This window comes from Bacillus sp. BP-3, from assembly GCF_028401955.1.
GTDB lineage: Bacteria > Bacillota > Bacilli > Bacillales > Bacillaceae_G > Bacillus_A.
Genome location: NZ_JAQOTJ010000002.1, coordinates 258953 through 271220 on the forward strand (window position 1 = coordinate 258953; position 12268 = coordinate 271220).

The following is a 12268-nucleotide window of genomic DNA, read 5'->3' on the forward strand; positions in this document are numbered from 1 at the left end:
CAAGGAGAAGCGATGGACAGGAAACAAATTTACATCGATGTGCTGCTACATAAAGGTATTTACAAGGAAGAAGGCACAGGGCGTCAGCTTTATGAAATGAGTGAGCAGGAGCTATTCGAATTGATAAAAGGGGATGGGGAGAATGAGACATACACGTACAAAACAATTGGCTAATTTCGATAGAAGTTATAAGTCATGGAAGGAATTACCTAACTTACCTATAGAGTATATCCGAAGAGAGTTTGACGAGATGGACAAGTCCTTCAAGTGGCACCGAAAGTACAACAACGTGAGTTTTGATTGTAAGCATTATTACCCTAAAGAAGTAACTGTACCTCTATACGTTGACCTATACAAAGTCGATTCGGTTTATTACTAAGGAGATGAAAAATAATGAAATATACAGAGCATGGAACTTTTGAAGTAACTCAACTATTAGCAGAAGCAAAGGAGAATGAAGAGAATGGCAACTAAGATCATTATGTTTACAAAAAATAATTGTGGGAATTGCAACAGAGCGAAATTCATGCTTCAACACTGTCCGGTTGATGTGGAAATTGAAGAAGTGAATGTTGAATTAAAAGAAAATGAACACCACATAAAACAACAGGGATTAATGACATTACCGGCTTTTTTGATGGAGGACGGAAATATCATACATGGGTTTGAGGAAGGGAAGATAATGAACAAATTAGGACTGTAGGAGGGAATTCATGAGGAAAGAAGTCACACAGATACAGGTAAAAAGTGAAATTGAATCAGTAGAAAGTGAGATTCGTAAGATGGAATATCACTTGGTTGGATTGAATAACGAGAAGCGGAAGACGAAACTTTCCCTGGAAGTGTTGAAGAAACAGAAAGAGAAATTGATCAGTTACTTATAAGGAGCGGGACAGAATGAAAGAGATTCAATTGACAAAAGGAAAGGTTACATTGGTTGATGATGAAGACTATGAGTACTTGATGCAAAACAGCTGGTGTTATCAGAGACCGGGTTATGCAGCGAGACGTAGAAATAAAACAATTGAACTTATGCACCGCGTAATAATGAAAGCGAAAAAAGGTGAACAGGTTGATCGTATAGACGGGAACAGACTTAATAACCAAAAAGGAAACCTTCGAATCGTTAATAATAGCCAAAATAGTATGAATAGGACCATACAAGGTAACAATACCAGTGGTTATAAAGGGGTGAGTTGGAATAAGGAAAAAGAAAAATGGCATTCTTACATTTATAAGGACGGTAAGAGAACGCATATTGGTTATTACGATTGTAGGCATGAAGCGGCTAAAGAGCATAACAATATGGCTTTGAAAGTACATGGTGAATATGCAAAGTTAAACAAAATCATTGAAGGGGAAGTGCACTAAATGAAACTAAGAGTCAAAGTGAAAAAGATTAATAAAGATGTAGAGTTACCGAAATACGCTAGAGAATTCGATGCGGGTTTTGATCTTGTAGCAGCAGAGAACATGGTTATTGAACCGGGAGAAACAAGAGTGATTAATACAGGATTAGCTTTCGAGATTCCACTAGGATTTGAATTGCAGGTACGGCCACGCAGTGGGATTTCACGAAAAACAAAACTTCGAGTTGTATTAGGGACGATTGATAGTGGATACCGCGGAGAAGTTGGAGTGATCATCGAGAATATATCACCTAAAGGTAATGAAGATTATGGATGCAATGATATACACGGAGATCCAGAACCGTATGCAAGTACAGTTTATAAAATATTAAAGGGCGACAGGATTGCACAGGGTGTTATAGCGCCATGCGAAACAGCATGCTTTGTAGAAGTAGATGAATTAAGTGAAAGTGAGCGTGGATCAGGTGGATTTGGCAGCACAGGCGTAAAGTAGTACCAAATTTGAATTTTACAAGAAATGGGGAGCGGAAAATGAAAAAGAAAATAATTGCAGGTTTAATGTCTATTATGGCAATAACAGGTTTAGCAGGTTGTAGTACAGAAGCAGATACAGTTTCACAAAATTTATCTAAATCAGCTGATTCATTTGAGGTTCAACGAAGAGTAGTGTTCTTCAATGGTATAACTGATAAATACCTTTTAAGTATTGAGGGATTATGCGCTTTAGACGCTAGTGATGGGAAGAAGATAACTGTAACTTGCAAGACTGGTGATGGTAAATATAAGAAACATTACCTTGGATTAAGTGATAATGTAAGTTACTTCATTGAACAAACAGATGCTAAGTACGAAGATGCATACCATTACAAAGTACTGTTTAGACCGGAAGAAATTATTCCAGATATTAAGTTGCAGACAAGCAATAAATAAACTACTTTTATGAGTTTGTATGATGAAGTTTTGAAGAGTAAAACTAAACAAAAGGGGAATGAGAAATATGAAGGATGTAAAAATTGAAGATCTTGGAGAAGAATTAAAAATTATTGTGGATGGTAAAGAAATTGCATGTGCTACTCCTATAGCAAAGGCAGTGGCAGAGAATTTATTAGTATTTTTAGACCAAGCCAGAGCTATTAACCTCACTATTGTAGATTTAACAAAATAGTTATTGTAATACAATTTGAATTTTGTTAAGAAAGGCATGTAACAGTCATTTGAAAAAGGCTGATAAAGTTCATGAGTTAGTATTTGATTACCTTCTCGATATTAAACATCCTAATATGGCTGTGCGTAAAAAGAATGAGAGTATTGTCACACTTGTACTTGTTTTATCGACAATGGCTAAGGGTACGAGGTATGAAGAAGATGTATATAAGCTGATTGAAGAAGCTGATAAACACATCTACGATTAAATATTCGACTAAGTAAAAATAAGTAGCTAGTGATAAGAAATCCGGAATTTCAACAAAACGTTAGGAATCTACGAGGTGATGTTAATGACATTTGAAGTTGTAAGTAAAAAAGGCAACGTTACAGGTTCACTACAGAAAAGTATGGAATGTTTGTGTGATTTAGGTTGCATTCTTGCGCAAAACGCACATGAAACAGCGATTAATATTTCTATGATGCTATTGCGAAAAGGAGAATCGTTAACAGTGGATGATGCAGAAGGGAAAGAAATTAAAGTTACAAGACTTAGTTAATTTTAACCAAAGCGTTATTTTGGAGGGGAACGGAATGGAAATCAAAGTGAACGAGCAAGCTCAAAAGTTTCATTTAGCAACAAATATGGGGAATTGGCAACAGGCGATAGGTCATGAAATACAAGTAGGGAAGTACAGATTTTGTGCCATCCCTATGGGATATCACATAAATGTATCTGAAGTAACAACAGGGGTCAGAGCGATAAACGTCAATATCACGCAAGAAGTTTGGGATGAGACAAGAACTAAAGAAGATACAGTGAAGTTTTTGTATAAAGTCGGAAAAAGAATGGAAGAAGTCATAAATAAAGTTGGAAGCTCTTACTTAGATAAATTAATTGAGGATTCTAAGAAATTGAATTTAGAAAGAATTGGAGAAATGCCACCAATCGAAGATGTTGATACGGATTGGATGACGGATGATATCAGTGATGTGACTCACTAAGTAATACAAAATCCTTATTTGAAAGGAGTATGGGACATGAAAGGCTATCTTTCTATTCACTCTAAACTTATCGATTTGAACATAGTAAGTAATGAACCACAAATGACAGTCGAGTTTAGTATTCATTACGAAAATGGTCAATTAATTGAAACAAGTTTAGTTATTAATGGTCATCCTGATCCAAAAGAAGTATTTGAGGAGATCACTAAGTATTTTAAAGGAACATTACAGTACTTATAAAACAAAACAAAATCGTTAATTGAATAGAAAAGGGGAATGGATATGTCATTAGTTAAAAATCTGAAAGAAATCCAAGACAAGGCTATCGATGAAAAGGCATTGGAATTTGCAGAGGAAATGGAAGCGGCAATAATCGAAAGTGCCGCAAAAGGATATTCCGGTTATAGATATAAAATCCACAATGAAAATCCAGATAAACATATTATGCATTCGAAACTATTCATAGAAAAGTTACAAGAATTAATGGATGGTGTGAAAGTTGATTTTAAGAAAGAAGAAAGGAAGAACATTTTAGGTGGATTTTACTATGAACATTACATCCATTTTAAGTGGAATGATTAATTTTTTGTAAAAATTCATTTTGCCGAAAAAACGACTTTATATAACAAGGAAATTAAACGTTTAAATTAATTCCGAATGCAATATGTCTTGGGGACAGTAAAACGTCTAAAAACGTGTAATAACACTGTGTAAAATGATTCATACGTTTTGAGGTGAAATTAAAGGGGGAAAAACGATGAAAAAGAGAAAAAAACGAAAAATTAGGAAGGCGATTGCTCGTAGGGCGAAGTCGTTTGAAAAACATCAAGTTAATACTGCTTGGAGAAACATTTTTGTACAAGCTGGTATTCTAAAATAAGTGAGGTGCTCATACATTGCTAGATTGGTTGAAAGACTATCATAAATTAGAAGATGAAATTATCTATATAGAACATGATTTGGATAGAAGTAAGAGAGAATTAAAACGTTGGGTGTATGGCGACTTACAGGAAGTACGTTTAACTGCTGAATCAGAAGGGTCAAAACTTGAAGATCGTATTGCTGTACGTGAACGTGATTTAGCTCATAAGATGAATGACATGTTTAATTTCAAAAAAGTTATTCGTACATTTCATGGTTTGGAGCACAAGATTATGTATGGTAAGTATGTGGAAGGTAAAACATTAGAAAAGATTGCTGAAGAGTTAAATTACAGTCCGCGTTATATCTATAATAAACACTCACAAATAAAGCGTATGATTGAATATGCTCAAAAGTTAGGTTAACAAAATATTAAGTTCACATTAGTTCATGTTAACTATTGCAAAAAGGGTTTATAGTAATAACATAAAGAATTGACGAAAGGGCGACTGAATGCATCGGTTGCTCTTTTGTTTGTGTACGGACATTAAAATATCACATACCGTATTTGAAGGAGCTAAATGAATGTTAGGAATAGTAATAGGGTTCATAGTTAGTATTGTGTTGGACTTTATTCATGATATGAACTTCTGGGAGCGAAGTATCATTATGCTTTTGGTCGCGATGTATTTTAATTTTTGTTTTCAAGATAAAAGAAATTTAAGAAAATAACAGCATCCATTCGGGTGCTTTTTATTTTGGGCAATGGAGTGATTAGATGGGTTGGTTTAGTTACTTTCTTGGATGCGGAACAGGATTTATAGTTGGTTTACTAATCATGATTCAGTTCCTTAAAGCAAAGGAAGTAAAGGAATTAGATTGATAAGGGGTGAGGATAGATGGATGGAGTATATGAAGAGAAAGCTGAAACTAAAAGTGTAATAGAATTATTATCTAAGTTCTCAACAGATGAACTAATTGAAGCATTAAAGCTTAAAAAAGATGTACAAGTCAACGATACAACTGAAGAAACATGGCGTATACAATATGATTTAACTAAGGTAAAGAGGTATTGTTTGTTGATTAATAATTGTAATCCGGCTTATATCGAGAGTTATAAAAGAAGTTTAGAAGTTGACCAACGCATGTTAAAACGTATATATGCTGGTGACTGTTTGTGATTAAAGAATACAAAACCAAACAACAGAAACGTAAGTTCTATGACAGTGGCGAATGGAAGAGTCTACGTGAACAAGTAAAGAAGCGAGACAACTATGAGTGTCAAGAATGTAAACGTAATGGTCGTGTTCAAACTGATACCAACGAATACAGTGAGAGTGCCAAGCGTAAGAAGATACAGTTAGTTGTCCATCATATAAAAGAACTCGAACATCATCCAACACTTGCATTAGATATAGATAATCTAGAAACAATCTGTGTGGATTGTCATAACAAAGAACATGGAAGAACGTTTAAAAAGAAACAGAATAAATGGGAACACGATGAAAAGTGGTGAGTATCTTGGAGATATGGAAACGAATTGAAGGACATAATTATGAGATATCTAATTATGGTAGGATTAGAAATAAAAAAACTAAAAGGATAAGAAAATTAGAATTGCATGATGGAAAGTACCTGAGAATTAAACTAAATAAAAGACATTACAAAGTCCACCGATTGGTTGGGCTTTATTTTATTTCTAATCCAGAAAATAAACCTGAAATAAATCATAAAGATGGAAACAAACTGAATAATCATGTGGAGAATTTAGAGTGGGTAACACCTAAAGAAAATACAGAACACGCTATTAAAAATGGATTAAGAGTAAGGTTAGATAGTAGTACAGTTATCAATATATATTACGATTTCTGGGTTGAACACATGAAGATGTATGATGTTATGAAAAAATATAATATAACAAAGAATGTTGCAAGCTCGATTAAATATAAAAATAATTACCAAGATATCTTATCGAAGGTAAAACTTCAATTAGTAATCTTAAAATGACTCCCCCCCTCTATTATTTCAGCTTTTTTTCATCTAAGGGGCACCGGAGGAGGGGGTCGATTTTCCAAATTTATAAGCGATTTCGCGCGTTATATTAAATTGGGAACTACTGTAAATTAGGAAGGAGGGGATCTAGTGGCTAAAACTAGTCGTGAAGCCTTGAGAGAACGTATTGAAAAAGATTTATACAGCCAATTAAAAAAGAAAAAAATCACTGGATATCATTATGAAGACTTAGTTCAAGACTATTTATCATTGTGGGATTTGAAATGTGATCTTATTGATGATATTCAAGATACAGGAATAAAGGTATCTGGTATGCATGGCCCGAAATCCAATCCTTCCATCAATGATTTACATAAAACCAATGATCGAATGATAAAGATTTTAGGCGCGCTTGGTTTGGAAGCATCGGCCGAAGTAAATAATGTTCATCAAAAAACTACGCGCTCAGCTAAAGATTTAACATGATTCAAAATCAATACGTCTATGAATATATTGAAATGTATCGGACAGGGAAAATTAAGCTAAATAAAGAGCGCATAATGCTAATGGAGTACCTGGAGAAATACATCTTAATACGTGATGATTTATATTTCCATAATGAAATGCATGAGGACTATATAAAATTCACTGAGAAATGGTACTTCAAATTGCAGCCGTTTCAAAAGTTCCTAACAGCATTTAATTTTTTATTTTATAAAGAAGACGATTCTATATTTTATGAGCAGTTTCTTATTATGATGGCTCGTGGTGGTGGTAAAAATGGTTTGATTTCATCGTTATGCCACTTTTTTATTAGTCCATTGCACGGAATAGATCGATACAATGTTTCAATTGTGGCTAACAATGAGAAACAAGCAAAAGTTTCATTCCGTGAAGTGTATGATGCTATTGAAGGTAAAGAAATATTAGAAGAAATGTTTTATCGAACTAAAGTTGAAATTCTTAGTCATGATACAAAAAGTATTATGCAATATCATACATCTAACGCAAGTTCGAAAGATGGACTCCGTGATGGTTGTGTTATTTATGATGAAATACATCAATATGAAAACTTTGATGTTGTAAATGTATTCTCTAGTGGGCTTGGAAAAGTGCCAAATGCTAGGGAATTTTTTATTGGAACAGACGGCTTTGTTCGTGATGGATTCTTAGACAAGATGAAAGAACGAGCAATGAATATTCTTAAAGGCGAAGAATTAGACGATCCTTTATTTCCGTTTATTTGTAAGATTGATGATCCAGAAGAAATTGATAATCCTGATATGTGGGAAAAAGCTAATCCGATGTTTAGTGAACCAAGAAGCTCATATGCTAAAGGGTTATTTAAAAAGGTATTAACTCAATATAAACAATTAGCAAATAATCCATCAAATCGTGAAGAATTCATGACCAAACGTATGAATTATCCTGAAACAGATTTAACAAAAGCTGTTGCTACTTGGGAAGAGATATGGCGAACAGGTTATGAAGAAGATGGAGAAACCTTGAGAGAAATTCCTAATCTGCACCATCAAATCGCTGTGGGTGGTCTCGACTACGCCAGTATCAAAGACTTTGCATCGGTTGGGCTACTATTTAAACATAGGGAAAATTATATATGGAAAACTCATTCATTTGTACGCAAAGGTTTCTTGGATAAAGTGAAATTAAAAGCGCCAATTTATGAATGGGCTGAAAACGGATTGTTAACTATTGTGGATGAACCTGTTATCAATATTTCTCATATTGTTAATTGGTTTGTGAAAATGCGTGAAATATATGGAGTTAATACAATAGTGGCCGATACATTCCGTTTAGATCTTGTTAAAACAGCACTTGAAGCGGAAGGTTTTACATTATTGTATATTCGTAACCCGAAGGCAATTCATTCTTTATTAGCACCACGCGTTGAAACATTATTCGCAAATGGACAAATTATCTTTGGTGATAATCCATTAATGCGATGGTACACCAACAACGTCTACGTCCACATCAAAAAAGATGGAAACAAAGAATACCTGAAAAAAGATGAATTTAAGCGCAAAACAGATGGATTCCAAGCTTTTATCCATGCGTTATGGCAAGCGGATAATATTCTTGTGGATGAATTCGATTTTATGTTAGATGGTATTAAATTCTAATAAATGGGGTGATAATCATTGGATGGCTGGATGCAGTATTTAAAAGAAATAGTGAATTAGGATTTATGTTTGATGTGGAAATGTTTATCGAAAAGGCAAATAGAGTCCACATGAAGCGACTAGCGATTGATACATGTATTTCTTTTTTAGGGAGAACAATTAGTCAGTCAGAATTTAGGGTTAAAAATGGTGAAGAATTTGAAAAGGATGAACTTTATTACCGATTAAATGTTAGGCCCAATAAGAATATGACAGCAAGTACCTTTTGGGAAAGGTACATTTATAAGCTTATTTATGATAACGAAGCCTTAATCATACAAGCTGATGATGGTGATCTACTTATTGCAGATGATTTTGAACATAACGAATACGCTGTTTTTGAAGATACTTTTACGAATGTTACCGTAAAAGATTATCAGTTTAAAAGAAGCTTTAAACAAAGTGAGGTTATTCATTTAAAATATCGCAATGATAAATTATCACCACTTATCGATGGCCTTTTTGCTGATTATGGTGATTTATTCGGTAGGATATTGAGTTCTCAAAAACGTAAGAATCAAATTCGTGGAACAGTCGATATGGATATGCTTGCTGCAAAAAGTAAAGAACATCAAGCGAAGCTTCAAGAGTTCATTGATAACATGTATAAAGCGATTGGTGAAAAGGATGTTGCTATCATTCCACAACAACCAGGATTTAAATACGCTGAAACATCAGGCGGTGGAAACTCTGGGCAAAGTGTGGATGAAATCAATAAAGTAACAAATGGATTTTTAAATCAAGTAGCAATGGCTTTTGGCATTCCGACCGCTTTGTTATATGGCGAAATGGCTGATGTAGAGAAGCAAACGAAAAATTATATGCTTTTTACAGTAAGACCATTATTGAAAAAATTATCAGATGAGGCGAATGTAAAATTCTTTGAAAAAGAAGAGTACCTTAAAGGACAGAGAATTCAAGTAAAAGCTGTTTCTTATCAAAGTATATTTGATTTGGCGGAAAAAATAGATAAACTGGTAGCTTCTGGTGTATTTAAAGGAAATGAAATCAGGGTAGAAGTAGACTATGATATCTCGGATGATCCTAACTTAAACAAACATTATATTACGAAAAACTACGCTGAAATGAATACAGGAGAAGGAGGTGAGAATACAAATGACGGTGAAAATTGACGTTAAAGGACCAATTATTTCTAGTGATGAAGCTTGGATTTATGAATGTTTTGAAATGGATGCAACAAGCCCAGGTATGGTTGCAAAAGAACTTACTAATGCCAATGGTGAGGATTTAATTGTATCAATTAATAGTCCTGGTGGTTATGTACATGAAGGATCAGAGATTTATACAGCATTAAAAAATTATCCTGGTAATGTGGAAGTTCAAATTGTTGGTTTAGCTGCAAGCGCGGCTTCTTTCATTGCAATGGCTGGTGATAAAGTTCGAATTTCTCCAACAGCACAAATTATGATTCATAACGCTTCTATGTGGAATGGTGGCGATCATAGAGGAATGGAAAAGGCTGCTGAAATGTTGAGAACTACGGATAGGGCCATTGTAAATGCTTATGTCATTAAAAGTGGTAAATCCGAAGAAGAATTGCTAAATATGATGGCAGAAGAAACATGGATGGGAGCACAACAAGCATTAGAAAATAATTTTGTGGATGAAATCATGTTTATGGATAATCCAATTAAAATGACAGCATCTAGTGCCGTTTCTTCTATGATTCCACAGAAAGTTATTGATGGATTTAGAAATGGTACTATCAATAAAGGGAAAACAGAGGGAATTACAAAAGAAGATTTAAATGCAGCATTATCTGGATTAAAGAACGAAATTTTGAATGAGTTACAAACAAATCCAAAAGAGCCTATTCAAGAGCCTGTTAATACAAAACAGAATCTGAGTACGCTCTTTTTAAATTTAGGAGGAAAATAAAATATGGTGATTAAATTTAATAACTTTGAAGAAAAGAAACTAGCATTTGCAAAAGCGACACAGGAAGGCACACCAGAAGAACAAACGGCGGCATTAAATTCCATGATCGAAGCACTAGCTACAGATGTTCGGTCGGATATTTTAAATCAGGTCAATGAATCTATTGTAGACCGTTCTATTATGCAGTCTCGTGGTTCTAATGTATTAACAAGCGAGGAAATGAAGTTCTTTAATGCTGTTGTTGAAGAAGGTGGTTTTAAATCTACTGAGACTTTACCTAAAACAACACAAGAGAGAATTTTTGATGATTTAGTTCAAGGTCACCCGTTGTTAGAGCATATCGGTTTAGAGAATTTAGGAGCCGTGACAGAGTTTATTTATGGAGATCCAGAGGGTGCAGCTGTATGGGGACCGTTATTTGGTGATATTAAAGGACAATTAAATGCTACATTCCGAAAAGAATCAATTACTCAACTGAAATTAACAGCATTTATTCCATTAGCAAATGATATGTTGAAGCTTGGTCCAGTATGGGTGGAACGATATGTTCGTACTATGATTACAGAAGCAATGTCAGTAGGTTTAGAGCGTGGTTTTGTAGCTGGTACGGGTAAAAATGAACCTATTGGATTATTAAAAGACCCTAGCGGAAGTGTCACGAATGGAGTATATCCAGATAAAAAAGTTGCTGGAACTTTAACTTTCGAGCCTGGTCGTAAAACAATTAATGAATTAAAAGGTGTGGTCAAATTATTGGCTAAAAAATTAAATCCTGATGGTAAAACAGATGCAGATAGACCAAAAAATGTTGCTGGTAAAGTAGTTATGGTAACAAATCCATTCGATACTTTTGACATTCAAGCAAATGCTACAATTCAAAATGCGGCAGGTGTATATGTAACGAGCTTACCTTTTAATCCAATCCCAACAGAATCTGTATTTGTACCTCAAGGACAAGTGGTGTTCTTTGTTAAAGGGGAATACATTGCAGCGATGGGTGGAACGGAGCCAATCCAAAAGTATAATGAAACACTCGCTTTAGAAGATGCAACACTTTATATCGCCAAACAATATGCTACTGGTAAACCAAAGGATAAATACACTTCACAAGTTTACACATTGAAACTTGAAGAAGTAACCCCACCAACACAAGGGTGATGTGAATGAATACAGTAATTTCAAATGAAATATTACAGCAATTCAAAGATAGGATGCGATTAGGTGATGATGAAGATGATAACCTAAAACGTATCCTTTCTACATCTAATAAAGCTTTAATCAAAGTTTGTGGAGAGTATGATTTGAATGATGATGAGGTGTTCAAGGAGTTAGTCTTTGAACGCTCTCGTTATGTTTATAATGATGCACTAGAGTATTTTGACAAGAATTTTTTAAGTCAGATTAATAGTCTTAGCATTGAAAAAGCGTTAGAAGAAATTAAAGTGGACGGTGAATGATATGCGTCCTTTTCAGTATAAACAGCCATTAAACACAGGAGATTTTAGAAATAAAATCATTATTGAACAGCCAGTAACAATAAAAGATGATCTTGGCCAGGTTATTGAAATAGATTGGAAAGAATTTAAAAAAGCTTGGGCTATGATAAAAACATTAAAAGGATCAGAATATATTGCCGCTTCGGCTTCACAAGCAACACTAATTTATCGGTTCGTTATCCCCTGCACTTTTGGAATTACAGAAGAAATGCGGATTAATTTAAAGGGGCGTATCTTCGATATTATTGAACCACCAATAAATGATAATGAAGAGAATAAAACATTAACCATCATAGCTATGGAAAAGGTTGGGTGAAAGCTG

At 34.3% G+C, this 12268-nt stretch carries 24 protein-coding genes; all 24 read left to right on the forward strand.

The features are described 5' to 3' along the window. Positions 1-12 precede the first annotated feature (12 nt). On the forward strand, positions 13-174 hold the full coding sequence (locus tag PLX19_RS04265; protein ID WP_272187262.1) for a Fur-regulated basic protein FbpA: 162 nt from the start codon (positions 13-15) through the stop codon (positions 172-174). 289 nt (positions 175-463) lie between these two features. Beyond that, positions 464-703 (forward strand): glutaredoxin family protein, encoded by a 240-nt coding sequence (locus tag PLX19_RS04270; protein ID WP_272187263.1) that lies wholly within the window; start codon positions 464-466, stop codon positions 701-703. Between the two features lie 10 nt (positions 704-713). After that, on the forward strand, positions 714-884 hold the full coding sequence (locus tag PLX19_RS04275; protein ID WP_272187264.1) for a hypothetical protein: 171 nt from the start codon (positions 714-716) through the stop codon (positions 882-884). Positions 885-897: 13 nt separating this feature from the next. Continuing rightward, complete coding sequence (locus PLX19_RS04280; RefSeq protein ID WP_272187265.1) at positions 898-1371, forward strand: HNH endonuclease; 474 nt, start codon at positions 898-900, stop codon at positions 1369-1371. Next, the gene (locus PLX19_RS04285) at positions 1372-1863 is read left to right on the forward strand and encodes a dUTP diphosphatase (RefSeq protein WP_272187266.1); all 492 of its coding nucleotides are present in this window, start codon (positions 1372-1374) and stop codon (positions 1861-1863) included. A 38-nt stretch (positions 1864-1901) separates the two neighbouring features. Further along, on the forward strand, positions 1902-2300 hold the full coding sequence (locus tag PLX19_RS04290) for a beta-sandwich lipoprotein (RefSeq protein ID WP_088071460.1): 399 nt from the start codon (positions 1902-1904) through the stop codon (positions 2298-2300). Between the two features lie 67 nt (positions 2301-2367). Further along, the gene (locus PLX19_RS04295; RefSeq protein ID WP_272187267.1) at positions 2368-2535 is read left to right on the forward strand and encodes a hypothetical protein; all 168 of its coding nucleotides are present in this window, start codon (positions 2368-2370) and stop codon (positions 2533-2535) included. A 49-nt stretch (positions 2536-2584) separates the two neighbouring features. Further along, complete coding sequence (locus PLX19_RS04300; protein WP_272187268.1) at positions 2585-2782, forward strand: hypothetical protein; 198 nt, start codon at positions 2585-2587, stop codon at positions 2780-2782. Positions 2783-2866: 84 nt separating this feature from the next. Beyond that, positions 2867-3073: a hypothetical protein gene (locus tag PLX19_RS04305; RefSeq protein ID WP_272187269.1), complete on the forward strand. Its 207-nt coding sequence runs from the start codon at positions 2867-2869 to the stop codon at positions 3071-3073. Between the two features lie 34 nt (positions 3074-3107). Further along, on the forward strand, positions 3108-3518 hold the full coding sequence (locus tag PLX19_RS04310) for a hypothetical protein (protein WP_272187270.1): 411 nt from the start codon (positions 3108-3110) through the stop codon (positions 3516-3518). Between the two features lie 36 nt (positions 3519-3554). Further along, positions 3555-3758 (forward strand): hypothetical protein, encoded by a 204-nt coding sequence (locus tag PLX19_RS04315; protein ID WP_272187271.1) that lies wholly within the window; start codon positions 3555-3557, stop codon positions 3756-3758. A gap of 42 nt (positions 3759-3800) precedes the next feature. Continuing rightward, on the forward strand, positions 3801-4100 hold the full coding sequence (locus PLX19_RS04320; RefSeq protein WP_272187272.1) for a hypothetical protein: 300 nt from the start codon (positions 3801-3803) through the stop codon (positions 4098-4100). Between the two features lie 175 nt (positions 4101-4275). Next, on the forward strand, positions 4276-4398 hold the full coding sequence (locus tag PLX19_RS04325; RefSeq protein ID WP_272187273.1) for a DUF3983 domain-containing protein: 123 nt from the start codon (positions 4276-4278) through the stop codon (positions 4396-4398). A gap of 16 nt (positions 4399-4414) precedes the next feature. Further along, entirely contained in the window at positions 4415-4804 is a 390-nt protein-coding gene (locus PLX19_RS04330) for a hypothetical protein (protein ID WP_272187274.1), read from the forward strand. A 474-nt stretch (positions 4805-5278) separates the two neighbouring features. Then, entirely contained in the window at positions 5279-5560 is a 282-nt protein-coding gene (locus PLX19_RS04335; protein WP_272187275.1) for a hypothetical protein, read from the forward strand. Next, positions 5560-5895, forward strand: coding sequence for an HNH endonuclease (locus PLX19_RS04340; protein WP_272187469.1), 336 nt, complete (start codon positions 5560-5562; stop codon positions 5893-5895). Before PLX19_RS04335 ends, PLX19_RS04340 begins: the two co-directional genes overlap by 1 nt. Beyond that, entirely contained in the window at positions 5892-6386 is a 495-nt protein-coding gene (locus PLX19_RS04345) for an NUMOD4 domain-containing protein (RefSeq protein ID WP_272187276.1), read from the forward strand. The genes PLX19_RS04340 and PLX19_RS04345 overlap by 4 nt, the downstream gene beginning before the upstream one ends. A 135-nt stretch (positions 6387-6521) precedes the next feature. After that, the gene (locus PLX19_RS04350; RefSeq protein ID WP_272187277.1) at positions 6522-6857 is read left to right on the forward strand and encodes a P27 family phage terminase small subunit; all 336 of its coding nucleotides are present in this window, start codon (positions 6522-6524) and stop codon (positions 6855-6857) included. After that, positions 6854-8512, forward strand: a complete 1659-nt coding sequence (locus PLX19_RS04355; protein ID WP_272187278.1) for a terminase TerL endonuclease subunit — start codon at positions 6854-6856, stop codon at positions 8510-8512. Before PLX19_RS04350 ends, PLX19_RS04355 begins: the two co-directional genes overlap by 4 nt. 8 nt (positions 8513-8520) lie before the next feature. After that, positions 8521-9684 carry a phage portal protein gene (locus PLX19_RS04360; protein WP_272187279.1) on the forward strand — a complete coding sequence of 388 codons (1164 nt, stop codon included), beginning with the start codon at positions 8521-8523 and terminating at the stop codon, positions 9682-9684. Continuing rightward, positions 9668-10450 (forward strand): head maturation protease, ClpP-related, encoded by a 783-nt coding sequence (locus PLX19_RS04365; protein ID WP_272187280.1) that lies wholly within the window; start codon positions 9668-9670, stop codon positions 10448-10450. The genes PLX19_RS04360 and PLX19_RS04365 overlap by 17 nt, the downstream gene beginning before the upstream one ends. A gap of 3 nt (positions 10451-10453) precedes the next feature. Then, entirely contained in the window at positions 10454-11608 is a 1155-nt protein-coding gene (locus tag PLX19_RS04370) for a phage major capsid protein (RefSeq protein WP_272187281.1), read from the forward strand. A 5-nt stretch (positions 11609-11613) separates the two neighbouring features. Next, positions 11614-11907 (forward strand): hypothetical protein, encoded by a 294-nt coding sequence (locus PLX19_RS04375; protein ID WP_272187282.1) that lies wholly within the window; start codon positions 11614-11616, stop codon positions 11905-11907. A gap of 1 nt (position 11908) precedes the next feature. After that, entirely contained in the window at positions 11909-12262 is a 354-nt protein-coding gene (locus tag PLX19_RS04380) for a phage head closure protein (protein ID WP_272187470.1), read from the forward strand. The last annotated feature ends 6 nt before the right edge of the window (positions 12263-12268 follow it).